This is a genomic window from Parasutterella sp. St.1A3, assembly GCF_059728705.1.
On record NZ_BAAGFK010000001.1, the window covers coordinates 1,279,776 to 1,305,620 of the forward strand.

Here is a 25,845-nt window from a genome sequence, read left to right on the forward strand (position 1 = left end):
TTCCGAAATACGGGAGCCTTACAATATGCCAAAAACTGAAAAAACAGCGAGAGGGCTTGGAAAGCTTGCCAAGAAACCGACGGCTGCTGCGACTAAGACAACAGATGCCGCCTCTGCTCGTAAAGCTCTTCCGCGTCATTCCTTTGAGACACGTCAAAAAGCGCTGCTTATTTTTAAAAACGGCGGAAGCTACAAGAGCTGCGCCAAGACTCTGAACATTCCGATTTATACTGCGCGCGACTGGCACCGCAGCTTCCTGATTGGCACGTTCCGTGCGGAACACGGTGCGCGTCAGCAGTCCTACACGCCGGAGCAGAAAGCTGAGGTGCTTCGTCTCCGCCGTGAGGAAGGAAAATCCTACAACGCGATTTCGCAGCTCACAAAAGTTAACCGCGCAACAGTCCTTCAGTGGATTCACAAAGATAACGCCGAACGTGCGGAAGCTGCCCGCGTTCAGGCCGGTGAAACCGCTCCGGTTGAATTCGATGTAGAAGACAGCGGCGTCATGACACCGACTGCATAAAAAGCTGTCAGCCCTATAATTAGCAGGATTTTTTAATCCTGCTAATTTTTTTATGACTTTAGAAACACCTGAGGCCCCCTCAGAAGTCCTTCTGCATTCGTGCTGCGCGCCCTGCTCGGCTGCGATTCTCGAGTGGATGCTCGATCACGGGATCAAACCGACGATCTTCTTCTATAACCCGAATATCTATCCGCAGAAAGAATACCTGATCCGCAAGCGGGAAATTGACCGTTACGCGGAAAAACTCGGCGTACGTATTATTGACGGCGATTACTGTCACGAGCTCTGGCGGATCTCTGTACTCGGACTGGAAAATGAATCGGAACGCGGAAAGCGCTGTCTCGCCTGCTTCAGCCACCGCTTATTGGTCACTGCAGAGTGCGCCCGTAAAGAAGGTATTACCCATTACACGACCACGCTTGCCGGTTCCCGCTGGAAAAGCCTGGAACAAATCCGGGCCGCGGCTGAGCGAGCCGACAGTCTCATCCCCGGCGTGCGCTACTGGGATGTCAACTGGAAAAAAGGCGGTCTTCAGGAAAGGCGCTCGGTCCTTCTGAAGGAAAACAACTTCTACAACCAGCTTTACTGCGGCTGTGAGTTCTCAATGGGACACCTTTCCGACGAGCAAAAGATCATCATTCTGAAATAGATAATTAGGCAATTACCTCTCCTTATATTCTTAAAGTTTATGAGGAGATTTTTTTTAATTTTATTTAGATTTGATTTTTGATTTATTAAATAAATCGGGCGGGGTGTTTATATATATGTTTGATTTCTATTTAGTCTGATATTCCTATATTTATTTTTTAATAACCGATTTGTTTTTCAAACTCGATATTGGGTTATTGTTTTAATTATTTATTACCCCTCATAAGAAAATAGCGAACCAGTCGCCCCCTCCTGTCCTCCAGTTGATTTCTTATATATAGTTTTCCAGTCATTTTCTTCCGGAGAAAAAGAAATAATCTTTTTTTTAGAATATTCATACAGTTTTTGTAGTCATCAAAGCAGCGCGGAAACCGTGTGCCGAAAGGATTGCCGCATTCAAAAATTCTCAAAGATGTTGTAAAAAACACACATTCAGTGTTTAAAAAGCTGCTTTATATATAGTGAGTAAATCAGTAAAAGCCGATTTAAAGGGCCTTTGTAAGTGCTTCCCCCCTTTAAAACAGGTGTCATTCTTGTAAAATTGATCCGTACCAGGCCTTGTTCGGCCTTGTTCTAAAAAAACGGCATTTAAAGCCGAACTGCTGAAATCCCGACGGAGTTATTCCGTTTTTATAAGAGAGAAAATATGAAAGAGTCCGATTTGTGCGTCGTCGCCGTCGTTTACGGAGTCGCCACATGGTTCCTTGTGATGACTCTGCAGCTTCCGCCGCAAGCTCAGTCCTATCCGCTGATCCTTTTAACCGCCCTCTACGTCTGTAATACACTGCTTTTGGGCAAACAGCTCTACAGCTTCTTCCGTCATCGTCTCGTCCTGAACGACTTCAGAAAGATTTTTGCTTCCTTTGTGCCCGGCCAGTTCTTCGGCGTTATCGCGGGTTGCCTGATTTATATGGCGGTAGTGAATTATCTCGGCTACTACATTTCGAGCATCCTGTATCTGCTGCTTGCTCAGTTCTTCCTTAAGGTTAAGCCGATTCCCGCGGTCATTACCTGCGCAGTCATCATGATCGTGACATATCTGGTTTTCTCGCTTTTCCTGCACGTTCCGCTGCCGGTCGGCGTTTTCTTTGAATAAGGAGAAGGAACATGTTGGAAACACTTTCTCTGATGGGTGCCGGTTTTGTACACGCACTCTCTCCGCTTAATATCATTCTGATGATCGCCGCCACGGCGCTCGGTATCACAATCGGCTGTCTGCCCGGTCTTTCCGCCGCGATGGGTGTCGCCCTTCTGCTGCCGGTTACATTCGGTATGGATCCGGCCACCGGCCTGATCGTTCTCGGCGGTATCTACTGCGGCGCCATTTTCGGCGGATCTATTTCCGCGATTCTGGTTCATACACCGGGTACGCCCGCTTCGGCAGCGACCGCGATCGAAGGCTACGAGCTTACGAAAAAAGGCATGGCCGCCAAAGCGCTTGCCGTTGCCTGCTTCGCGTCTTTCTGCGGCGGTCTTCTGAGCTGTATCTCTCTATACTTCTTCTCCCCGTTCCTTGCCGAACTTGCGATGAAGTTTAAGAGTCCGGAATACTTCTGGCTTTCCATCTTCGGTCTGACCGTTATCGCGGGCGTCTCCTCCAAGTCTCTGATCAAGGGCTTTATCTCCGGTATTCTCGGTCTTCTCATCTCCACGATCGGTATGGACCCGATGGAAGGCGTTGAGCGCTTCATGATGGGTTCAAGCTCGCTTTACAACGGCGTGAACGTGACCTGTGCGCTGATCGGCCTCTTCTCCATGTCTCAGGTTCTGATCCTTGCTGAGAAAGCGATCGCCAAGCGAGCCAAAGCGGCCAAGTTCTCCGGAAGCCTTCTTTTGAACGGTTCTGAAATCAAGCGCCTGATGCCGACCATTACCCGCTCCTGGGTCATTGGCAACGTGCTTGGCATTCTTCCTGGTGCCGGCGCAACGATCGCCTGCTTCATGGGCTACAACGAAGCAAGACGCTTCTCTCACCATAAAGAAGAATTCGGCAAAGGCTCCATTGAAGGCGTCGCCGGTTCAGAAGCCGCCAACAACGCGGTTACGGGCGGCTCTCTGATCCCGACACTGACACTCGGTATCCCGGGCGAAAGCGTGACCGCAGTGCTGATGGGCGGCCTGATTATTCACGGCCTGCAGCCCGGACCCGAACTCTTCTCCACCTACGCTCCGATGACATACACGTTCTTCGCGGGCTTCGTGCTGGTTCAGTTCGCAATGCTCGGCATCGGCTTAGTCGGCTGCCGCCTCTTTGCGCAGGTCTCCAGACTGTCGGACTCCATCCTGATTCCGTCCATCTTCCTGCTCTGTGTGGTGGGCTCCTTCGCGATCCATAACAACTTCGTTGAAGTCATCATCATGTTCATCTTCGGCATCATCGGCTACTTTGTCCGTAAGTTCGATCTGAATGCCGCCGCGATCGTACTCGGTCTCATTCTCGGACCGATCGGCGAAAACGGTCTGCGCCGCTCTCTGTACCTCAGCGACGGCGATCCTTCGATTCTTTTCAGCACTCCGCTCTGCTGGCTGCTGATCGCGATGTGTATCCTCGGTACCGCTTCTCCCTGGCTCATGGCAAGATGGGAAAAGCATGTTGAGGCCAGATCTCATCACTAAATAAGTGAATCTTTCTAAAGACGCCGCACAGTCGGCGCCTTTTTGCATTAAAAAAATATTCCTATTATTTGGGGATTGCGTTATCATTTGTAACGTGCGCCGAAACATCGATTGTTCGGGGCCTGCCTTGTTCACTTTTAAGGCTTGAAAATACAATTTTGATCCCTCAGGAGGACATTAGACATGAAAAAAGTGCTTTTAGCTATGGCTGTTGCCATGACCGTTCCTATGACAGCTATGGCTTGGGAGCCGACCGGTGATATCAATGTTATCGTCGCTTACAAAGCCGGTTCCGGTACAGATACAGGTGCCCGCCTGCTCGCCACTGAAGCCGCTAAGTACATTCCGAAGACCATCATTATTCAGAACCTTCCGGGCGCTGACGGTAAAATCGGCTGGACAAAATTGGTTAACTCCAAACCCGACGGCCAGACAATCGGCTTTATCAACCTGCCGACATTCACTACTTTAGCTGCCCAGCCGGGGGCTCCCTTTTCTTCTCATGACATTGTGCCTATCGCCAACCATCTGACAGAAACCGGTGTTGTCGCTGTTAAGGCTGATTCTCCATACAAGACAATCGAAGAACTCGTTGCTGCTGCTAAGAAAGGAAATTTGAAGGCTTCCACCAACGGTGTTAAGGCTTCCAACCACACCGCTGCTCAGCTTTTCTCCAAGAGCGCCGGCTTCAACTACAAAGCCGTTCCTTACGGTGGCACAGCTGACCAGCTGCTCGCTCTCCGTCAGGGCGAAGTTGACTTCACATGCGCTAAGGTTGCTGACGTTGCCAAGCTCGTTAAGGGCGACAAACCCGAACTTCGCGTTCTCGCTGTTTTCAATACAAAACGTGACGCCGAACTGCCGAACGTTCCGACTCTTGGTGAAAAAGGCTTCTATCCCGAATGGTACGGCTCTGCCCGCGCTCTTGTCGCTCCTAAAGGCACAAGCCCCGAAATCATTGCTTACTACGTAGACGCCTTCAAGAAGACAATGCAGGATCCGGCTGTTGTTGAAGCCCACAAGAAAGCCGGTATGGCTCTTGACTTCAAAGACAACAAAGAACTCGGCTCTCTGATCGACGCTCAGGACAAGTTCGCTCGTGACGTTGTCAACAACCTCTACAAGTAATCTTGTATAAGCGGCCTTAATAGGCCGTCTCGAATAGGCCCTTCTTCCGCGAAGGGCTTATTTATTTCTTTAATCGAATAAGGAAAGTGTTTCGCCTTTGCGCACGCGCTTTTTCTTAGCAGGTTTCTCCAGATCCCTTCGAATCCACTCACAAATCACCGCGCTGAGTTCGTTGAGTTCACGATCTGAGAGCTCCCTATTCTTTTCAATACCGTGCCACTTGAATAAGCAGCTTCGGCAGCAGCATCCGGTTGCGTGCTGGGCTGTAAAAACCGGGTGTCCTTTGTAAGGCGTCTGTTTGCCGTCGTTTTTCGGATGCGAAGCGCCAATGCGATTTTTTAAAATCTCATGCGCATGCTGATTGAGAAGCTCGGGGCTCCTCAGCTCAGCGAACACACGATCATCGCCTGTGAGGCGAAATTTGGAACGAAATTCGGATCGAGCCAGCGCTTCAAAAAGCGCGTCAAAGGTTTGGTACTTCAGTGTCATTCAAAGAGTCGGACGCTTAAAACCGGATCCAGACACTCCTGAACATAAGCAAGGAAACGCTCTTCGTCGCTTTTGCGCAGCGCTGCGGCGTCCTTCTGGGAGAGGATATACATCATCAGAAGACGCGCTTTTGCCGCCGTGGTTTCTCCGGCAAGCAGACAGCCCAAGTCCAGACACTCGGTCACGCTGCCGCAGTAGTCGCCCGAGTCAAGCACGCGGCCTGAGGCGGCGCGCGTCGCGATAACCACCAGCACGCCCTTTTTAAGGGCTTTTTTAATCGAGGGCATCATGCCGCCCGGAAGGTTTCCTCTTCCGAAGCCTTCAATAATGAGCGCATCCGCGCCCGCTTTCACGGCGGCGTCGACCATGAGGCCTGTGTCGCCCGTTTGCGCCTTAATGATCTCTACGGACGCACTCAAACGCTTCGGCGTCGGAAAATTAAGTCCCGTATCCAGTTCAAGGGCGCCCGCACGAAAGTAAACGCGGTCCTTGTCCGCATAGCCTACGGGACCCCAGCCCGGAGAGGAAAGCGCCGCCGCATTGATCGTATGCGAAATCTGAGCGCGGGAGGCCGCGTGAATTTCGCTATTCATGCAGATCACAACGGTCGGGATATCGCCCTTGCCGTCATGACAAGCCGTGCGTACCGAATCCAGAAGGTTTCTTCCGCCGTCATGGAACGGCACGTCGGAGAACATGGCCGAAGTAAAGACAATGGGCTTGGAATTGCTGTTTTGGAACTTATCCGAGAGTGAAATGCTGACAAAGTACGCGCTCTCCTCGATCGCATCCGGAGCCTGTGTTACTACGACCCCGGCGACATCCGGGTTGGAGAGCGCCTTCTGAATGCTCTTGGAGAGATCGAGCATCATCGCGGGCGTCGGAATATTGCCGCGGAAGCGGAATTGTTTCACCGTATCAAGATTGCAGTAGTCGCTGATTTCCGGAATTTCCTCTAAAAGCGACTGAGTAATCTCCTCTTCACTCAGTTCGCTCTTTTCCGTAAGATTTGGAAGAATTACGTCGCCCACCACAAAAAGGGAAACGGTCTTATCCTCCATGACATCGATATAGCCGTCATCGAGGACTTCAGAGGCCAAATCTTTTTCTTTATAAGGAACGACGTTTTTAGATGTTGTCTTTTCAGATTTGCTCATTTTTTTACGCTTCTTAGATTTAGAAGATTTGGCCACAATATCCTCGAAAGTTAGTAATTCCGTTTCGGCTTCAGGAGCTTTCCGGGGTTCAGAATCCCATGGGGATCCAGCGCCTCTTTGATTCTATCCATCAGTTCAATTTCAAGCGGAGCTTTGAACTGATAATTATGCTCGAGCTTGAGCATACCGATTCCGTGCTCCGCTGAAATCGAGCCCTCAAATTCGTTAACCGCAGTGTAAAGGATGTCGCGAATACCTTCCTCGTGGTGGTATGTCGCTTTCGGGTCCTCGGGGCTGACGAAATTAAAGTGCAGGTTTCCGTCTCCTAAATGACCGTAAATAGAGAGGCCGAGCCAGGGATAGGCTTCAAGGAGTCTTTGGCTTGTGATTTCAATGAATCCGGGAATCTTCGAAATCGGAAGACTGATATCGCTGTGAATGCTGCCGCCCGCGGTTCTGTCGGCAAGCGGAATCGATTCTCTGACGTGCCAGAAGACTTTAGAGTCGCCGATGGAGTTTGCGATCGCCGCATCCGAAATCAGTTCGCTCTCGAACGCGCTTTCCAGAATCGGCATCAGAACGCTCTCCTCGCCTTTCTGCTCGAGAGAAAGCTCTATCAGCACTTTCCATTTTGATTCGGAAAGCTGTGGCACTTCGATATCAGGAAGGTACTTGACCACGCGCTCGATCGGCGCGCTGCTGATAAGTTCAAACGCGGTCAGCGAGGATCCGGCGCTTGCCTTGGCTTTAGCGAGCAGTTCAACCGCTTTTTCGGGAGAATCCAGACACACAAAGGCCGTTTCCTTTTCTTTGGGAATCGGAAACAGCTTCAAGACAACCTGCGTGATAATGCCGAGCGTGCCTTCGCTGCCCACAAATAAATCCTTGAGATCGTAGCCGGTATTGTCTTTACGCAGTCTTCTCAAGCCGTTGTAGATTCTGCCGTCGGCAAGAACCGCCTCGACGCCAAGAATCAGATCTCGTGTTGTGCCGTATCGGAGCACCGCGACGCCGCCCGCGTTGCAGGCCGCGCAGCCGCCGATGGTGGCGTTGCCTTCAGCGGCAAAGGAAAGCGGGAAAAATCGTCCGATGTTCTCTGCCGCTTCGTGCACTTCGGCGAGTGTCATACCCGCCTCTACGGTCATTGTGTCGGAGCTCGGATCGCTGTGCGTCACTTTTTTCATGCGCGTCATGGAAAGTATGATCTGCTTATCCGCTTCGCTCGTGATCGCGCCGCCCGTTAAGCTGGTATTGCCGCCCTGGGTCACGATCGGAAGGTCTAATTCCGCGCATATTTTGACGATCTCGGAGACTTCCTGAGTGCTGCCCGGACGAATAACCGCCAGGGGTTTGCAGACATAATGATCGGTAAAGTCATCTGAGTACGGACCAAAAAGCGACGGGTCATCGATAACATTGTTTGCGCCGACAACGGCTTCAAATCTTGCCTTGATAGCTGACTGCATATTGTTCTTTGATATTAGATTCAATTTTTGGGACTGAGCCCCAACCTTCTGTCGGCGTGTCGGCCGAATCAAAATAACACCCGGCGGCCAGCCGACGGCTTCAAAAATTCTAACATTTTTGACTTTTAATCTTTCTGCTCTGAAGCAGGATAACCGCACGCTTTCAGAAGATTAGACGGTAGAATCCGTTCATCTTAAAAAAACAGAATACAAAATCTTATGCAGTCTCTTTGGATGCTTGTGGCGGCGGTCTTTTTTTCGCTCTATGCCGTTTTCGTTAAATTCGCAGGACTTGAAGGCCTGGGTTCATGGGAGATCCTTCTTTTCAGATCCGCGTTTTGCGTCGTCGTTTTCTACAGCGTCATGAAATACACGGGCATTACCGTGACAACGCACCACCCTTGGCAGCATATTATTCGATCGCTTGCGGGAACAGTTGCGATTCTCTGCGGCATTTTTTCCGTTTCGCACCTCAATATCGGCTTGGCGATGACGCTTAACTACACCGCGCCTTTATTTATCGGCTGCTTTGTGCTTGTCTACGCGGCGCGAAATAAGATTCCGGTCAACTGGAAGCTGCTCAGCATGGTGCTTCTTGGATTCTCGGGTGTTGTGGTGCTTCTCAGCCCGACGATTTCTCCGTCAGAATATTTTTCGGCCGCTGTCGGTATTGGAGCCGGATTTTTTACCGCGGTGGCGACGAGTTTTGTAAAACGCCTGGGCGTTCTTCAGGAGCCGGAATCCCGCATTATTTTCTATTTGGTTTTTACCGGTTTTATCTGCGGTCTGGCCGGTACGCTTTTTACCGGCGGATTTCATGAATGGACCTCGACAGCGGCCTGTATGGTCGCAGGGCTCTGCATCTGCTCTGCTATGGGACAGTTCTGTCTGACTCGCGCCTTTTCAAGAGGCAATCTCGTGCTTTCGAGTTCGCTTCAGTACACCGTGATTCTCTTTTCCACAATCTTCGGAGAGGTGATTTTTAACGAGCCGATTCATCTGACGGCTGTTATCGGAATGCTGATGATCGTTGCGGCCGGTTTGTGCGCAAGCTACTTTGTTCGAGCGGAGATCCGCGAGAGCAGGGCGTACGCATGAATTTATTTGTTAATTAGTGAGGTCAACGCCTCCAGAGCTGCTGTCGGAGACTGCAGCTTAGCCATGATTCGCTTCACGCTTTTAGCCTCTTTGCCGGTTTCGGTTTCCTCTTCTTTTTGAAGTTTTCTGATCATCCCGAGCGCCCATTTATTCAAGAGGACTCTGTTTTGCAGGTAGTTGGCGTTTTTGCACTGTGTTCTATCTTGGTAGAAGTTAACATCCAGGACGTAGTGGAGGTCATTTTCAATTCCCCAGTGACGTCTAACGGCTCTGGCACATTGTTCTGCGATATGGGCATTCAAGAAGTTCAGGGAGCTAATGTAGTAGCGATCAAGAGAACTGATCTCGCCGGTTGTCTTGTTAACGCTCTCTGTTGTAGCTTTAATGATCGTGCCCTCATCCAGCCCTATCCACTTCTTCAATAAGGCTGCGGGCAGGCAACTTCCGGGAAGGACCGAAATCTTTCTTGTCTCGATTCTTCCATGTCCGAGTTCAACTTTTTCGGTCTCCAGCGTACGGGTTTCGGTGCGGTCCACGAAGCTTAACTGCATGTCATAAAACAACGATTTGTGGTTCTGTTTCACCGCAAGGCAGTAGTCTGCCTTTCTTTGGATTAAAGCTGAAGCAAACTTTTCCTGCGTATTGAGTGCATCGGCCGTAACAATACATCCTGCCAAATCGAGTCCCTCAACCATGGAGGCGGCGTGCGTGATCTCATTTTCCTTGCTCCCGATGAGCTTTTGTCCTAAAGCAATTCCATTTTCAGTGTCATAGAAGGTAAGGATGTATTTACCGGCTCTTTCTGCGCTTTTTCTGGAGGCTTTGACCGCTTGACCGTCCACTGCAACAATTCGAGAAGTAAATTTATGAAGCAGAGGTTCTACAAGTCTGCCGTAAAAGCTTTGGAATTGTTCAGGATCTATCAGCATAAGAAGACGCCGAACGGTATCGTGAGAAATATCCTGCTTAGGAAAGTCTTCAAATGCTGTTTCCAGGGCTGCCCGATGGTTGCTCCAATAATCTGCGATTTGCACACAACTTGTCTGCCCGGACAAGGAGCTGAGCAAAGCGACTAAATACACGTACGCCAAAGGATATTGAACCTTCGCAGCCTGACGAGGGTCAACGACTTCATTGGACAGAATTTCAGAGGTTTTGTTAACGATTTCTGCAGTTGAAGACTTAACCTCCTGCTTCAAGTCCTTGATTTGTTGTTTGAGAAGGTAGCTTTTGGCATAAGTAAATACGCCGTTAACGATCGTACCGACCTGGGTGCGCTGTTCACGAGATCTTTTGTGTTCCTTACTGTAGTAATAAGTGGACTTATAAACATAGAAGCGTTGTTGTTTCTCGTTCCAGTTGACCTTGCAGCCTTGCGGGATAAGGTCGAGGATTTCCTTGCTGACAGCCATCATGCCACCTATTAAATTATAGACATATATATTATATGCTATATTTCAAAAAAAGTCAACCGTTTTTGTCGACTTTTTAACGAGTTAAGGATGTTTTGTTAAAAATTTTGTGCGTTCGCCCTGCCGCGAGAGAAGAAAGGCCTCTAAATAGGTTAAAAGCTCAGTATAACTACTTATAATATGTCGGTTAGTTGCAATTGATAAGGATTAAAAAATGAAAGCTTCAATTGTCAAAGGCGACGTTCTTGACCTCGCCTGCGGCGCATTAATCGTCGGTGTATTTAAAGACAGTCTGACACCGTCCGCTCAGGCGCTCGATAAAGCGAGCGGCGGCTTAGTGTCCAAATGGATGGAAAGCGGCGACATTCACGGCTGTGTCGGCAAGTGTGCCGAATTCTTTGGCTTCCCCGGCGCTAAGGCCGAGCGTGTGATTTTTGTCGGCCTGGGCAAAAAGGGCAAAGCTCGTGAGCTGCCGAGAATTCTGAAGCTCGGTCTGGAAAAAGCATATTTGGGCAAAGAAGTCGTCATTACCTGCTTGGAATGGCTTCCTGACGAAATCCCCGAGTGGATCGCTCAAACCGCCGGCCGTATTGCCTGCAATGCATTCGATCGTCCGAGAAACTACAAAACCAAAGACATCGATTGGAAGAAACCCAAGAAAATTGAACTCTTTGTTCCGGACGGCAACGAAGATATCGAAACCGCTTTCCTTGAAGGCTTTACCGTCGGCGAAGGCGTTCGCAGAACCAAAGAATACGGCGATATGCCCGCCAACATCTGCACACCGAAGTTCATGGCTCAGGAATGCATGCAGCTCGGTGAAGAATTCGGTCTTGATGTTTCGGTCTATGATGAAAAAGCGCTGGAAAAGCTCGGTATGGGATGCCTTCTGGGTGTTGCCCGCGGCTCTCATCAGCCTGCCCGCATGGTCATCATGGAATACCACGGCGGCAAAAAAGGCGAAGCTCCAGTCGCTTTGATCGGCAAGGGCCTGACGTTTGACTCCGGCGGTATCTCGCTTAAACCCGGCAAAGGTATGGACGAAATGAAGTACGACATGTGCGGCGCAGCCTCCATGATCGGTGCGATCACGACCGCCGCAGAGCTGAAACTCAAGGTCAATATCGTTGCCGCGCTCGGCTTTACGGAAAATATGCCGGGCAGCGCCGCGACAAAACCGGGCGACATCCTCAAGAGCTACAGCGGTAAGACCGTCGAAATTCTGAATACGGACGCCGAAGGCCGCTTGGTGCTCTGTGACCTGCTCTCTTTTGTCAAAGACAAGTTCAAACCGAAGTGCATGGTTGACGCCGCGACCCTGACGGGCGCCTGCATTATCGCGCTCGGCAACGACATCTCCGGTCTCTTCGCCAACGACGAAGAAATGGCTGTGTCCATGCTGATGGCCGGCGACGCAAGTCTTGATCCCTGCTGGAGACTGCCTTTGGACATCAGCTTCACCAAGTCGCTCAGAAGCAACTTCGCGGATCTCGCAAACATTAGCGACGGCCGCGGCGCGGGCTCCTCTACAGCAGCCGCGTTCCTTGAAGAATTCGTCGGCGATACGCCCTGGGCTCACCTGGATATCGCGGGCACTGCTTGGAAGAGCGGCAAGGAAAAGGGTGCCACAGGCCGCCCGGTTCCTTTGCTGATCAGCTTCCTTAAGGACCTCGATATCGAATAATCGAGGTTTAAAATGTCGGGACGGTTAACAGCCGTCCCTTCTTTTTTATACAAACGGATAATTAAATGGATCGATTTGAATGCGACTACGCCGAAGGCGCTCATCCCAAGATTATGGAAGCGCTGATGAAAACCAATTTCGAACAGTCTCCCGGATACTGCACGGACAGCCACTGTGCATTGGCCCGTAAGCTGATTCAGGAAGCTTGTTCCGACGAAGAAGCGCATGTGTATTTTGTGGCCGGCGGCACTCAGGCCAACGTTTGTGTGATTTCTGCCCTGCTTCGCTCTTTCCAGGGCTGCGTCTGTGTGGAAAGCGGACATATCAACGTCCACGAAGCCGGCGCGGTTGAAGCGACCGGTCATAAAGTTCTTGCGCTCAAAGGAGAAGACGGCAAACTGCAGGCCGAGACGCTCGATAGCTATCTGACTTCCTTCTGGGCCGATCCGAACACAGAACACATGGTTCAGCCGGGCATGGTTTACATTTCTTCTCCGACAGAAATCGGTACGGTTTACAGCAAGTCGGAACTCGAAGCCCTTTACCGTGTCTGTCAGAAATTTGCGATTCCGCTTTATCTGGACGGCGCCCGCATGTCTTACGGTCTGAACGCTGAAGGAAGCGACTTAACGCTCAAAGACATCGATCAGCTGACCGACGTGTTCTACATTGGCGGCACCAAAGTCGGCGCGCTTTTTGGTGAAGCGATTGTCTTTACCCGCGGAAACGGTTTGGACAGAAATTTCAGAACTGTTATTAAGCAGCACTGCGCGATGACAGCCAAGGGCAGACTGCTCGGTGTCCAGTTCGAAACCTTGTTTACCGGCGGTCTCTATAACGAAATCGGCGCGCATGCGGTAAAAGCCGCGATGCGTATTCGTGACGCGCTGAAGGCTAAAGGGTGCCGTGCTCTTGCGGATTCTCCCACTAATCAGCAGTTCTGGTACCTGCCTCGCGCTTACAGAGATGCCCTTCTTCCCGATTTCGCGTTTGAATGCGAAGGAGATGTCGGTCAGGAGGAGTTTCTGGTTCGTTTCTGCACGAGCTGGGCGACGACCGACGAAAGTGTTGATCGTCTGATTAAAGCGATTGAAGCGCTCTAATCTTTTAAATACGGCACCACGTGCCGAGTCAGATGGGCCTTGAAACGGCGGAAATCTTCCTCAATCTGCGGATTTTTGTAAACGTCTAAAGAACAGAATGTAGGAAGTTTGCCGAGACCAAGGCCCATATATTCAAACTGTTTATGCCAGGGCCAAAGCAGCGCGTCCGCCCCAAGGCCCGAGAAAAATTCTTTCGGCTGCGTCAAGGCTCTTAAAGAGGCGTTCCAAGTGGTGCTCAACATGTAGCGTTTTCCGCCGAGCGGTCCTCCTGAGCCGTAAAGACGCTCCGGGTGTTCTCGGCTTCTTCCGTCGCTGCCGCAGACAACGGGCTGCGTCATTACTTCGTCAACATATTTTTTTACGCGCCACGGCATCCCCATCGCCCATATAGGCGACTGCAGAAGAATGATATCCGCGTCCAGGATTTTTCGGCATTCCGCATCAATATCGCTGTACTCAGCCATAAGTGTCACTTCGACGCGAGCGCCCTCTTTGCTTAGAAGTGTTTTTGCCAAGTCGCAGAAACTTTGAGTTAAAGAGCCGCCGTTACCGAAATGTTTACAGGCGCCGTTCAGAATTAAAACATTTTTCATGATTTTCTCCTTTGCCTGAAATCCTATCGAAGAGCGTCTCAAAATCCTAATTCTTATTTTTTATCAATCTGATAACCCGCAGGCATAAGCGGCGCAGCAGATTTTTACCGAAGACAAAAAATACCCGCCCCGGAATCCTGTTACCCGGAGCGGGATGATTAATCAAACGAAATTATTCGTTGTCTTTCGTGCCCTTTAAGAGTGGCATGGAAGAAGTGTTGGATCCGATAAGACCCGCTTTGGAGTAAACAGACAGCTTGTTGCGTGTGTCGACAATGTCGAGGTTGCGCATAGTGAGCTGACCGATACGGTCGGAAGCGGTGAACATCGAGTCGCCCTTCTCCATTGTGAGACGTTCCGGTTCGTATGTGAGGTTCGGCGAACGGGTGTCAAGGATGGAGTAGTCATTGCCGCGGCGCAGTTCAAGATCGACTTCGCCGGTGACGGCTCTGGCAACCCAGCGCTGAGCGGTTTCGCGAAGCATGATGGCCTGCGGGTCAAACCAGCGGCCCTGGTAAAGCAGACGGCCGAGTCTGAGACCGTTGATGCGCCACTGCTCAATCGTGTCTTCGTTGTGAATACCGGTCACAAGACGATCAAACGCGATGTGAAGAAGCGCCATTCCCGGGGCTTCATAGATGCCGCGGCTCTTCGCTTCAATAATACGGTTTTCAATCTGATCGCTCATGCCCAGACCGTGACGGCCGCCAATGCGGTTGGCTTCGAGCATGAGTTCAACCTTGTCATCAAACACTTTGCCGTTGAGCGCGACAGGGATGCCCTCTTCAAAGCGAACGGTCACTTTTTCGGGTTTGATGTCGCAGTCTTCACGCCAGAAAGGAACACCCATGATCGGGTCAACAATCTTGACGCTGCTGTCCAGATGTTCAAGATCCTTGGCTTCGTGTGTCGCGCCGAGCATGTTGGAGTCGGTCGAATAAGCTTTTTCCTTGCTCATCTTGTAGCCGAAGCCGTTGTCGGCAAGGAACTGGCTCATTTCTGCTCTGCCGCCGAGCTCGCTGATGAACTGAACGTCAAGCCAGGGCTTGTAGATCTTGAGCTCCGGATTGGCGATCAGACCGTAGCGGTAGAAGCGCTCAATGTCGTTTCCTTTGTAGGTGGAGCCGTCACCCCAGATGTTGACGCCGTCTTCTCTCATCGCGTTCACGAGCATTGTGCCGGTAACAGCGCGTCCGAGCGGTGTGGTGTTGTAGTAAGTCACGCCGCCGGTGGAAATGTGAAACGCGTTGCTCTGAATCGCAGCAATGCCTTCGGCAACGAGCTGCTCTCTGCAGTCCACGAGACGTGCGATAGAAGCGCCGAATTCCATGGCTCGGCGCGGAATTGCCTCATAATCATCCTCGTCGGGCTGACCGAGGTTGGCTGTGTAGGCGCACGGGAAAGCGCCCTTCTTTTTCATCCAAAGTAATGCAGAACTGGTATCAAGGCCGCCTGAGAAGGCGATGCCGACTTTCTCTCCCACCGGAAGAGATTTCAGGATGGTTTCCATGTCGTTTATCTCTCTATATATTGAGGCTGTTAAGTTAGCAATCGAGGATGCGGGACAAGTGACCGCAAATCTTCAACGAAGCATTATGACAAAACCCATACGGGGTTTACGCAACTTTGCACAGATTTTTTCTTCGCTTGGGGATTTTCATAATTTGAATATTCCCAATTGTGCGGGATTGCGCTAGCATGAAGAGAACATCAATAACCAAGGAGATTCACGCAAATGTGGGATTTACTGCTTAAAAACGCTCATGTCGTCGACCCTCTCAACCATGTCAATGAAGTCTGCGACGTCGCGATCGAAAACGGAAAAATCGCTGAGGTCGGTAAAGACCTTCAGGGCAAAGCCGAAGAAGTGATTGATTTCACAGGTCTTGTGCTTCAGCCCGGCATCATTGACTCACACGTGCATCTCGGCCGTATGTGGGGCTCGCCTTACGGTCCCAAGATGCTGGCGATGAACGGCGTGACGACAGCCCTTGATATGGCCGGTCCGCTCGAAGACGTGCTCGACAGCGTTCCCGAATACGGCGTCGGTATTAATATGGCGATCCTGCAGTTTGCTTCGCCTCCCTTCACATTCAAGACCAACGCGCCGAGCAAAGAAGAAATGGAAACTCTGATCGACAAGTCGCTCAAAGACGGAGCCCTTGGCGTGAAGCTGCTCGGCGGCCATTATCCGCTGAAGCCCGATGTTTCTTCCCTGCTCGTCAGAACCGCGCTCGAAAAACGCGCTTATGTGGCTTGGCACGCGGGCACGAGTGAACACGGCTCCAATATTGAGGGCATGATCGAAGCGGTCGCTATGGCTGACGGCTATCCCCTGCACCTTGCTCATATCAACGCTTACTGCCGCGGCGCGATTAAACCCTGCATGGTAGAAACCGCCATCGCGATCGATCTTCTGAAAAAAAATCCCAATATCTTCTGCGAAAGCTACGTTTCTCCGAAGAACGGCACGCGTCTCACCTGTGACGCCGAAGGCAAGATCCAGTCCAAGGTGACCGGCAACTGCCTGCGCCACTTCGGATTTAGCGAAGACAGAGACGGCGTCCGCAAGGCGCTGCTCGCGGGTAAAGCCTTCGTGGTGTTCGATGCGGGCGGATACTCCGATCTGATGACCGGTGAAAAAGCGCTCAAGATGTGGGAAGAAGCCGACTCCGATGTCGGCGGAAGCTTCAATATCAATCCTCCGCTGCCGCGCATTGAACTCGCACAGGCCAGACGCGATGACGGCTCCTTCGTCGTTGACGCGATCTCCACCGACGGCGGCTGCATCCCGAGAAACGTGATCCTGAGTCAGGGTCTCTCGCTCGTGAAACTCGACATTCTTACACTGCCGGAATTCGCGCAGAAGACTTCTCTGAACCCGGCCCGTATGCTTCGTCTTGAAAACAAGGGTCACCTCTCCGTCGGAGCCGACGCCGATATCACCGTCTACGATTACGCCACCCAGAAACCCATGGCGTCCTTCATTGAAGGCCGCAAGATTCTCTGGAACGGCGAACTCGTCTCCAAGGGCGCGACCGTCATCTGTACCAAACACGGTAAGGAAGCGATCGAGAAACGCGGCATGAAGGCGATCGTTGTTGATCCGGGCAAACAGATTGAAAGAATCCCTGCCCTTTAATTAACGATATGAAATCAAGCGGCCTCCTTCGGGAGGCCGTTTGCCGTTATTCGCTTTTAATCGGAATCGTTTTGCGTCCGGGCTTTTCCGGAGCTTCTCTAAAAACAGCCGCAATGTGCCGGAAAGAGAGAATCGGATGCCGAAGCATTAATCTCGGTCCGGAATACGCCATGATGACTTTGGCTTTCGTTTTAAAGTCTTTCCCGAAACAGTGAATTTTGCACTTCTTGCAGACGGGCTTTTTGTCGCCGTACGGACAGCAGGCAAGACGCTTGCGCGCATATTCGAAAAACGCCTGACACTCCTCGCAGAGCTCAGAATCCGTGCCGTGATGCGCATGACAGTAAATTTCGGTCATCAGCCGAATTGTCTTAACCTCATCGGCAATATATTTGTTCTGAAGCTGCTTTAAACGTTTTTCACTGAGATCAAGACTCATTTTCAATACCTCCGCCTTTCATTCTAACAACCAAGTGAAAGTCCTAGTCAGACTTACAATTAAAATAAGACTAACGATCAGCAGACAACTAGCCTAAAAACAAAAATGAAGACTAATAATTCTTCCGGTTATACCGCCTCACATTGGGGCATTTTTAAGCCTGTTTTAAATAAAGACGGCCGTATAGAAAAACTCGAGGCGTATAAGGAAGACCACAGACCTAGTCCGAACCTGAATAAAATTGCAGAGCTCCCCTACTGCGACAAACGCATCCGCTATCCGATGGTGCGTGAAAGTTATTTCCGTGAAGGCCCCGCTTCCAGAGAGAAACGAGGCTCTGATCGATGGGTTCGCGTCAGCTGGAATGACGCGCTGAGTCTTGTCGCCAAAGAAATGCGGCGTATCTATGATCACTACGGACCGAGCGCGATGTTCGGCCGATCCTACGGATGGATGTCCTGCGGCGAGGTCAATTCTGCGGTGACGCTCAACAGAAGACTTCTTAGGCTCTGCGGCGGTTTTGTCGAATGCGTCAACAGCTATTCCACCGCCGCCATCGCGCCCGTGCTTTCGTGCGTTTTCGGGGATTCCGATCCCCGCTGTTCCGATTGGGACGATATTCTTAACAATAGTCGGCGCGTTGTCTTATGGGGCTGCGACCCGCTGATTACAAATGATGTTGATTGGAGTACCACGATTCATAACAGCTATCCTAAGTTTGAAGCGCTTAAAGCCTCCGGCATCAAAACCATCGTGGTGAATCCGCTTCGGACTCAGACCGGCGCTTATCTCGAAAGTGAATGGATCGCGCCCTTCCCGGGTACCGACTGCGCTTTGATGCTTGCGATGATTCATACACTGCACCAGAGCGGCCGGCTCGATACGGATTTCATTGAGCGCTGCACCGAGGGATTCAAGCCTTTTATGGCTTATGTGCTCGGCGAAAAAGACGGTGTCGTCAAATCCGCCGAATGGGCCGAAGCTAAGTGCGGCGTTTCTGCTCAAAGGATTCGAGAACTCGCGCATGAACTTCGCGACAATCGAACCATGATCATGATGGGCTGGGGACCGCAGCGCGCTCAGTTCGGAGAACAGCCGCCCCGAATGGCCGCGGCGCTTGCCTGCGCGCTCGGACATATCGGACTTCCGGGCGGAGGTTTCGGTACTCATTATCATTACTGCAGCGGCGGAAGCCTCTCCGGTATCGGCCCCTCCGTCAGAGGAATCGGTTCAAACGTCAAACCGGTTCTTCCGTATAAACACGACGGGGCCGGAACTCTTGTGATCCCCGTCGCGCGCTTTGCCGAGTGTTTCCTGAACCCCGGAGAAAGCTTTTACTACATGGATAAAAAGCGCACGTATCCGGAGATTCGTATGGTTATGTGGGCGGGCGGCAATCCGTTCTCGCATCAGCCGCAGACCAATCGTCTTGCCAAAGCCTGGAAAAAACCGGAAACGGTCGTTGTGACGGACTGCTTCTGGACGCCTACGGCACTTAACGCCGATATCGTTCTTCCGGCATGCACCTTCTTTGAAAGAAACGATGTCACAGGCATCGGAACCTACACCAACGACGGCATCGTCTATATGAAAAAGGCGATCGAGCCGATGTATGAATCCAAGAGCGACTATGAGATCTATTCCCTGATCGCCGCGAAGATGGGATGCGCCGATTCCTTTACCTGCGGACGCAGCGAAGAGGACTGGATTCGCGTGATTTATCAGGAAGCCGCTTACAGCAGGAGAGGTTTCGGCGTCACGCTTCCGGACTACGAAACCTTTAAGGCCGAAGGCGTTATCCTTTTTGATAAAAAGAAGAACGAAAAGCCTTATATCGCTTTTGAGGATTTCCGCAATGATCCTCAGGCTTATCCGCTCCCAACCCGGAGCGGCAAAATTGAGATCACGAATGAGGAGATTCAGGACTGTCATTACACTGATTGTCCTTCTTATCCGGTTTATCTTGAGCAGACGGAATTTGTGCGCGCGGAAGATAAAAAATATCCCTTTGCGCTCGTCAGCGCTAAAAGCGCGCATCGGCTGCACAGCCAGCTCGGCGGCTTAACTAAAGAGGGAGAAGCCGAGCCCGTTATGGTAAACGAAGAAAACGCGCGCGAAAAAGGCATCGTTTCGGGCGATACGGTTATCGTCAAAAATGACAGAGGCGCAATCCTTGCTAAAGCGCTCGTCACGGCCGATATCCGCAAAGATGTGATCTGCGTGCGGCACGGCGCCTGGTACGAACCCAAAGAAATCGACGGCAGATCGATTGATGTCGGGGGCTGCTCCAATACGCTGACGCCTGATATTCCGGCGTCGCGATTTACCTGCGGCAATGTCGCTTCCTGCGGTTTGGCTGACGTTGAGAAGTATGTTCAGGCAGAACAGAAGGCTCAGAAAGAGCCGCTTTAAGACAATCGCGAATATTCGGTCACACACCGTGAGTCCTAAGAGGAGTAGTCTTTAGGCATATATCAAAAACACCATACAGCTAAGGAGCTCTCGGCTATGAGTACCGGAAGCAAATCTATCAATATGCTGAACGGATCGATATGGGACAAGATGATTGTCTTTGCGATTCCGCTTGCGCTCACGGGTGTCCTTCAGCAGCTTTACAACATGGCTGACGTTGCGGTCCTCGGGCACTTCGTATCCAACGAGGCGATGGCGGCTGTTGGGAACAATGTTCCGGTCAACGGCCTCATTATCAGCTTCTGTATGGGCTTGGCGCTGGGCTCTAATGTGGTCGTTGCCCGATGTCTCGGTATGAACGACACAATTCGGGCTTCTAAAGCCGTTCACACCTCTATTTTTATCGCGCTCGTATTTGGTCTTGTCGCCATGATCGCGGGGCTTGTCTTGTGCGATCAGATCATGAGCTGGATGGACGTACCCGAAAGTGTTGTTCATCATGCGTCCGTTTATCTTCGGGTGTACTTGCTCGGTATGCCTTTTATCGCGCTCTATAATTTTCTAGCAGCGATCTATCGGAGCAGCGGCGACACCAAAACGCCGCTTTGGGCTTTGTGCGCGGGTACGGTGTTCAACGTGCTCGGCAACTTATTTTTTGTTCTGGTTCTGGATTGGTCTATCGGCGGTGTGGCTTTAGCCACGGCACTCGCCAATGTGCTCGCCTCCTCTATTCTGTTTTTTAAACTGACGAGAAGCGACGGACCTCTGCATATTGAGCTTCACAGAATTTTTAAACCGGACGGTCAATCTGCCCGAATGATTGTCCGAATCGGCTGGCCGGCCGGTCTGCAGAGCTCCGTTTTTTCTCTTTCGAATTTAATTATCCAAAGCGCGATCAACAGCTTGGGGCCGGAAGTCATGGCGGCTTCTGTCGCGGCCTTCACGATTGAAATTAATGTCTACGGCTTTGTGAACGCGTTCGGTTTGGCGGCGACAACCTTTATCAGCCAAAACTACGGCGCCGGAAACGTCGATCGCTGCAAACGAATCACTTGGATCTCCATGGGGCTGAACATCGGTTTTACGCTGGTGCTCTCTACCTTGATCCTTGTGTTCGGACACACGCTGCTCGGTGTCTTTACCCAGAGCGAAGACATTATCGCGCTCGGTATGATTCGTCTGTGGTGGGTGGTCGTCCCGGAGCCGCTGAACGCCGTTATGGAGGTGTTCTCGGACGCGATGCGCGGTTACGGCTATTCGCTTGCGCCCGCAATTATTACCGTAATTGTCATTTGCTCTGTCCGAGTGATTTGGGTGTATACCGCTTTTGCCATGAAGCCGACCTACGAAGTGCTGATGATGGTGTACCCGCTCAGCTGGCTGATCACATCGATCGGACTGGGAATTTTGTATTTCTGGTTTGAGAAGAATCGTCTGCCAAAGTTAAAAGTCGAATAATCTCATTTAACCGCCAAAAACCCGCGCTGAAACGAAAAATCACGCGGGTTTACTCTTTTAGCGCGGAAAAAAGTGAGAAAATAACAGATTCCTATTTTTAATGAACAATGATCGAATAGCTATGAGCGAAACAAAAACGCAGGAACTTGCAAAGAGTTACGATCCCTCTTCGATTGAGGCTAAATGGTATCCCTACTGGGAAAAGAAAGGCTTTTTTAAGGCCGGTACAGATAAGAGCAAAAAGAGCTTCTCAATCCAGCTTCCTCCTCCCAATGTCACCGGTATTCTCCACATGGGACACGCCTTTAACCAGAGCGTGATGGATTCGCTTGTACGCTTCTACCGCATGGACGGCTATAACACGATGTGGATGCCGGGTACGGACCACGCCGGTATCGCCACACAGATCGTTGTCGAACGCCGTCTTGAAGGTCAGGGCAAATCCAGAAGAGATATGCCCCGCGAAGAATTTATCAAAGAAGTATGGGACTGGCAGAAACTCTCCGGAGGCACCATCCTCAAGCAGATGCGCAAACTCGGAGACTCCCTTGACTGGGACCGCCTCTACTTCACTATGAACGAAGATCTCTCGAAGACTGTGATCGACTGCTTCGTTGAACTTTATAACAAAGGCCTGATCTATCGCGGCCGCAGACTGGTCAACTGGGACCCGAAACTGCAGAGCTCGGTGTCCGACCTCGAGGTCGAGTCCGAGGAAAGCGACGGACATCTTTGGGAAATTCGTTATCCGGCAGTTGACGGCGGCGAAGGTGTTGTCGTTGCGACAACACGTCCGGAAACGCTCTTTGGCGACCAGGCGGTCGCCGTCAATCCGGAAGACGAACGCTATAAACATCTCGTTGGAAAGATGCTTCGTCTGCCGCTCACCGATCGCGAGATTCCGGTGATCGCCGATCCCTATGTAGATAAAGAATTCGGTTCGGGCTGCGTGAAAATCACGCCGGCGCATGACTTCAATGACTTTGAAGTCGGTAAACGCCATAACCTCGAACAGCTCAACATCATGACCAAGACCGCCCGCCTGAACGATAACGTTCCGGAGAAATACCGCGGACTTGACCGTTACGAAGCCCGTAAGCAGGCAGTCGCGGATCTGGAGGCTCAGGGCCTTCTCGTCGGCATTAAACCGCATAAGCATATGGTTCCGCGCGTGCCGCGTACCGGTGAAATCGTGGAGCCGATGCTCTCCGATCAGTGGTTCCTCGCGATGAGCGAACCAGCGCCCGAAGGCTGCCGCTTCCCTGGCAAGTCTCTTGCCGATCTGGGCCTTGAAGCGGTGGATGACAACCTCGTGAACATCTTCCCCGAACAGTGGCGCAAGGTTTACAAGGACTGGCTCTCCAATATTCAGGATTGGTGTCTTTCCCGTCAGCTCTGGTGGGGCCATCAGATTCCTGCCTGGTACGACGAAAACGGCAAGGTTTATGTCGCCCACGACGAAGCGGAAGCTCAGGCGATGGCGGGCGAAGGCGTCAAACTGACCAGAGATGAGGACGTGCTCGATACATGGTTCTCCTCCGGCCTTGTCCCCTTCTCGACGCTGCGCGGCGATCAGACTTCGCTGGACCTCTTCCTGCCTTCAAGCGTTCTCGTGACCGGCTACGACATCCTCTTCTTCTGGGTCGCCCGCATGATCATGCTGACCCGCTTCTTTACGGGCAAGGTTCCGTTTAAAGACGTTTACCTCCACGGCCTCGTGCGCGACGCCGAAGGTCAGAAGATGAGCAAATCCGAAGGCAACACCATTGACCCGATCGACTTGATCGACGGCGTGGATCTCGACCATCTGATTGAAAAGAGCGTGGTGGGTCTGCGTCGGCCGGAAAAAGCGCCGCAGGTTATCAATAAACTCAAGAAACATTATCCGAACGGCATCACCGAAATCGGTGCGGACGGTCTGCGCTTCACGATGGCCGCTTACGCGACCCTTGGCCGCAACATCAACTTTGATGTCAAACGCGCCGACGGTTACAGAAACTTCTGCAACAAGCTCTGGAATGCTTCCCGCTTCGTGCTGATGAACGTGGAAGGAAAAGACTGCGGACTCGAGAAAGACGCTGAACTGATTTACTCCGTACCCGATCTTTGGATCCGTTCCGAGTTTGAGCGCACGGTTAAAGAAGTCCGTCAGGGCTTCACGGATTACCGCCTCGACAATGCCGCCAACGCGATCTATTCCTTCATTTGGAATCAGTACTGCGACTGGTATCTTGAACTTGCGAAAGTCCAGCTCAACAGCGGAAATCCGGCTGTTGAACGCGCGACACGCCGCACGCTTGTGACCATCCTTGAAGGCGTGCTGCGTCTGACGCACCCGATCATGCCGTTCATTACCGAAGAACTTTGGCAGAAAGTCTCTCTGGTTGCCGGCGTCAGAAAGGAAGACGAAGAGACATCCGTGATGGTTCAGGCCTATCCGAAGTATGAGCCTGAAGCCATTGATGACGAAGCCGATAAGCAGATCGAAGAGCTCAAGGCAGTGATTGCCGCCGTGAGAAACCTGAGAAGCGAAATGCTTCTGCAGCCCTCGAAACGTGTTCCGCTCGCAATCAGCAGCCGCAGCGGCGAAGCCAGAGCCCGTATTGAAAAATCCACCGCATATCTGCAGGCGCTTTGCCGTCTTGAAGAAGTGATTTTCACGGAAGATCTGGAATCGGTTCGCCCGGCCGGATCCGCCGCTCCTGTTGCGGTCGTGGATGATTTCAGCCTGATGCTCATTATCAAGGTGGACGTCGCCGCTGAAAAAGTTCGAATTGGCAAGGAAATCGCGAAACTTGAAGCTGAAATCCAGAAAGCGAACGTAAAACTCGCGAACGAGAAATTCGTCAGCAGAGCGCCCGCCGCCGTGATCGAACAGGAAAGACAGCGTTTGGCCGCAAACCAGGCTTTGTTAAAATCGAATCAGGAACAGCTTGCAAAACTTCCGAGCGAATAAATCTAACGCTTCCTTGGAGAACGAATGAAATATAAATTTTTATTGGCGCCGGCAGCACTTCTCTTAACCTCGGCTGCCGCAAACGCTGCGACATATTCCATCACGAACTTTGATGTCAGCGGTCTGAATCAGGACGTGATTGAGGAACGGCTTTCTATGGCCGGTCCCCTCTTCAACGGCTGGGACCGCACTTTCAAACAGGGCGATCCCTGGGTAACGGCTTACGGCTTCCACAACCGTATCGCGCACAACCAGAATAAAGACAAGGGCGCAGCGCTTTCGCTCGGCTATGACCATGTCATCGCGGACAACTTCCGTATCGGTCTTGCGCTGAACGGCGGCAAGGGACAGGTTAAGCACGGGGATGTTGACGGTCACGGCTCTTCCACCTTCTACGGAGTTAATCTCTACTCCACATGGACAGGCAAGAAAGTCAACGTGATCGCCAATCTCGGCTATACCCACAGCAAGATCGACAGCAAGTTCAAATATGACGGCTTTGATCTTCCCTTAGGCGACGGCAAAGCGAAGTCCTGGAACGCCGGACTGCGTTTTGAGACGAGTTTCGTCGCGGGCGGCCTGAGCTTTGTTCCGTATTACTCGGTTCGCTTCACTCGTCTGCTGACAGACGACGTGTCTGTGGCTGGGGATCTTCTTGACGGACGGCTTGACGCCTCTTTCTCCGGCGCGAGTATTTGGCAGTTCCCGGTCGGCGTGAACGTCGGCTACGAATACGTATGTCCGGGCGGCTGGAAGAGCCGCAGCATGCTTGACTTTGCGGTGATTCCGACTGCGGGCGATAAGAAGATTACGGCTAACCTCGGCGGATTCGCATCCGATACCGAGCGCTTTGCCAACTCTCTGCTCTTCCGCGGCAAAGTCGGTCTGCAGCTGAGCAAGGGACAGCATTCGTTCGGATTCCTGTACTCTGCGGGCGCTGCCGCGCACAGCAGCGTCAGTCAGAACGTGACTGTGAACTATCAGTTCATGTATTAATTTGGCTTGTCCGAAGCAAAAGCTCGGAGTTTTTTCCGAGCTTTTGTTTTAATATAAACCTATGTCAGATCTTGCCTTCCATACCGGTATTCCGGACAGACAGCTCTATGCCTGTCGAGCGCTTAAAAAAGCCCAGCGGCTAGGGATGTCCGCATGCGTTCTCGTAGAGACGGAAGGCGACCTGCGCTCTTTTGACGAGCGTCTCTGGGCGTTTGACAATACGTCCTTTATTCCGCACGGTCCGGCCGGTTCCGCGGAAATTCAGCGAGGCGCTTTTGTGATCGGACGGCGCCCGTCAGAGCTTCCGGCAGCGGATCTTCTTGTAATGCTGACGCACAACGCGCCCGGAAATATGCAGGATCTGATGCAGCGCTTTCCCAAAATCATCGACGTGGTCGCAAGTGCCGGAGCCGAACTTGAAGAAGGACGCAGCCGTTATCGAAGCTACAAAAAACAAGGGCTGCAGCCCAAAGTTGTCAATCCTAAAAACTAAAAAGCTCCCGCTTGAGGAGCTTTTTGTTCAGA

Annotated in this window: 21 protein-coding genes; 14 read left to right on the top strand and 7 right to left on the bottom strand. The window is 51.6% G+C overall.

From position 1 onward, the window contains the following. Positions 1–25: 25 nt before the first annotated feature. From AC6I1F_RS06045 to AC6I1F_RS06065, 5 genes are all read left to right on the top strand, one after another. Complete coding sequence (locus tag AC6I1F_RS06045) at positions 26–523, top strand: helix-turn-helix domain-containing protein (RefSeq protein WP_237178697.1); 498 nt, start codon at positions 26–28, stop codon at positions 521–523. A gap of 52 nt (positions 524–575) precedes the next feature. Then, entirely contained in the window at positions 576–1,172 is a 597-nt protein-coding gene (locus AC6I1F_RS06050; protein WP_497801659.1) for an epoxyqueuosine reductase QueH, read from the top strand. Positions 1,173–1,817: 645 nt separating this feature from the next. Continuing rightward, positions 1,818–2,267, top strand: a complete 450-nt coding sequence (locus AC6I1F_RS06055) for a tripartite tricarboxylate transporter TctB family protein (RefSeq protein WP_160334516.1) — start codon at positions 1,818–1,820, stop codon at positions 2,265–2,267. A gap of 11 nt (positions 2,268–2,278) precedes the next feature. Further along, positions 2,279–3,787, top strand: coding sequence for a tripartite tricarboxylate transporter permease (locus tag AC6I1F_RS06060; RefSeq protein WP_160334517.1), 1,509 nt, complete (start codon positions 2,279–2,281; stop codon positions 3,785–3,787). Positions 3,788–3,970: 183 nt separating this feature from the next. After that, a complete protein-coding gene (locus AC6I1F_RS06065; protein ID WP_160334518.1) occupies positions 3,971–4,915 on the top strand; it encodes a Bug family tripartite tricarboxylate transporter substrate binding protein in 945 nt (314 codons plus the stop codon). 69 nt (positions 4,916–4,984) lie between these two features. On the opposite strand, the gene AC6I1F_RS06070 is transcribed toward AC6I1F_RS06065, so the two are convergent. The 3 genes from AC6I1F_RS06070 to AC6I1F_RS06080 are packed head-to-tail and all read right to left on the bottom strand — an operon-like array spanning position 4,985 to position 8,027. After that, positions 4,985–5,404: a DUF4186 domain-containing protein gene (locus AC6I1F_RS06070; protein ID WP_160334519.1), complete on the bottom strand. Its 420-nt coding sequence runs from the start codon at positions 5,402–5,404 to the stop codon at positions 4,985–4,987. Then, on the bottom strand, positions 5,401–6,561 hold the full coding sequence (locus AC6I1F_RS06075; RefSeq protein ID WP_251452178.1) for an asparaginase: 1,161 nt from the start codon (positions 6,559–6,561) through the stop codon (positions 5,401–5,403). The genes AC6I1F_RS06070 and AC6I1F_RS06075 overlap by 4 nt, the downstream gene beginning before the upstream one ends. Positions 6,562–6,611: 50 nt before the next feature. Continuing rightward, the gene (locus AC6I1F_RS06080) at positions 6,612–8,027 is read right to left on the bottom strand and encodes an FAD-binding oxidoreductase (protein WP_251452177.1); all 1,416 of its coding nucleotides are present in this window, start codon (positions 8,025–8,027) and stop codon (positions 6,612–6,614) included. A 219-nt stretch (positions 8,028–8,246) separates the two neighbouring features. On the opposite strand from AC6I1F_RS06080, the gene AC6I1F_RS06085 reads away from it, so the two are divergent. Further along, positions 8,247–9,125, top strand: coding sequence for a DMT family transporter (locus AC6I1F_RS06085; RefSeq protein ID WP_497801660.1), 879 nt, complete (start codon positions 8,247–8,249; stop codon positions 9,123–9,125). 2 nt (positions 9,126–9,127) lie between these two features. On the opposite strand, the gene AC6I1F_RS06090 is transcribed toward AC6I1F_RS06085, so the two are convergent. Further along, positions 9,128–10,540 (bottom strand): ISAs1 family transposase, encoded by a 1,413-nt coding sequence (locus AC6I1F_RS06090; RefSeq protein WP_497801576.1) that lies wholly within the window; start codon positions 10,538–10,540, stop codon positions 9,128–9,130. A 211-nt stretch (positions 10,541–10,751) separates the two neighbouring features. Between AC6I1F_RS06090 and AC6I1F_RS06095 the strand changes: the two genes are divergently transcribed. Together AC6I1F_RS06095 and AC6I1F_RS06100 are read left to right on the top strand one after the other, a co-directional pair. Next, a complete protein-coding gene (locus tag AC6I1F_RS06095; protein ID WP_289164188.1) occupies positions 10,752–12,221 on the top strand; it encodes a leucyl aminopeptidase in 1,470 nt (489 codons plus the stop codon). A gap of 65 nt (positions 12,222–12,286) precedes the next feature. After that, positions 12,287–13,324 carry a threonine aldolase family protein gene (locus tag AC6I1F_RS06100; protein WP_251570514.1) on the top strand — a complete coding sequence of 346 codons (1,038 nt, stop codon included), beginning with the start codon at positions 12,287–12,289 and terminating at the stop codon, positions 13,322–13,324. On the opposite strand, the gene AC6I1F_RS06105 is transcribed toward AC6I1F_RS06100, so the two are convergent. Next, positions 13,321–13,917 (bottom strand): NAD(P)H-dependent oxidoreductase, encoded by a 597-nt coding sequence (locus AC6I1F_RS06105; protein ID WP_290372468.1) that lies wholly within the window; start codon positions 13,915–13,917, stop codon positions 13,321–13,323. The genes AC6I1F_RS06100 and AC6I1F_RS06105 overlap by 4 nt on opposite strands. A 172-nt stretch (positions 13,918–14,089) precedes the next feature. Beyond that, positions 14,090–15,427 carry an argininosuccinate synthase gene (gene argG, locus AC6I1F_RS06110; RefSeq protein WP_290373146.1) on the bottom strand — a complete coding sequence of 446 codons (1,338 nt, stop codon included), beginning with the start codon at positions 15,425–15,427 and terminating at the stop codon, positions 14,090–14,092. 225 nt (positions 15,428–15,652) lie between these two features. Between argG and AC6I1F_RS06115 the strand changes: the two genes are divergently transcribed. Beyond that, a complete protein-coding gene (locus AC6I1F_RS06115; RefSeq protein ID WP_497801661.1) occupies positions 15,653–17,059 on the top strand; it encodes an amidohydrolase family protein in 1,407 nt (468 codons plus the stop codon). Positions 17,060–17,105: 46 nt separating this feature from the next. On the opposite strand, the gene AC6I1F_RS06120 is transcribed toward AC6I1F_RS06115, so the two are convergent. Further along, the gene (locus AC6I1F_RS06120; RefSeq protein ID WP_160334527.1) at positions 17,106–17,498 is read right to left on the bottom strand and encodes a nitrous oxide-stimulated promoter family protein; all 393 of its coding nucleotides are present in this window, start codon (positions 17,496–17,498) and stop codon (positions 17,106–17,108) included. Between the two features lie 105 nt (positions 17,499–17,603). Here AC6I1F_RS06120 and AC6I1F_RS06125 point away from each other — a divergent pair, with 105 nt between their 5' ends. The 5 genes from AC6I1F_RS06125 (at position 17,604) to AC6I1F_RS06145 (ending at position 25,813) form a co-directional block, all read left to right on the top strand. Beyond that, complete coding sequence (locus AC6I1F_RS06125) at positions 17,604–19,910, top strand: molybdopterin-dependent oxidoreductase (RefSeq protein WP_497801662.1); 2,307 nt, start codon at positions 17,604–17,606, stop codon at positions 19,908–19,910. 96 nt (positions 19,911–20,006) lie between these two features. Then, complete coding sequence (locus AC6I1F_RS06130) at positions 20,007–21,368, top strand: MATE family efflux transporter (protein WP_289077616.1); 1,362 nt, start codon at positions 20,007–20,009, stop codon at positions 21,366–21,368. Positions 21,369–21,489: 121 nt separating this feature from the next. Then, positions 21,490–24,324: a valine--tRNA ligase gene (locus tag AC6I1F_RS06135; RefSeq protein WP_289077615.1), complete on the top strand. Its 2,835-nt coding sequence runs from the start codon at positions 21,490–21,492 to the stop codon at positions 24,322–24,324. A 24-nt stretch (positions 24,325–24,348) separates the two neighbouring features. Next, positions 24,349–25,320: an autotransporter outer membrane beta-barrel domain-containing protein gene (locus tag AC6I1F_RS06140; RefSeq protein WP_290372562.1), complete on the top strand. Its 972-nt coding sequence runs from the start codon at positions 24,349–24,351 to the stop codon at positions 25,318–25,320. Between the two features lie 61 nt (positions 25,321–25,381). Continuing rightward, on the top strand, positions 25,382–25,813 hold the full coding sequence (locus tag AC6I1F_RS06145) for a DNA polymerase III subunit chi (RefSeq protein WP_251452153.1): 432 nt from the start codon (positions 25,382–25,384) through the stop codon (positions 25,811–25,813). Positions 25,814–25,845 lie beyond the last annotated feature (32 nt).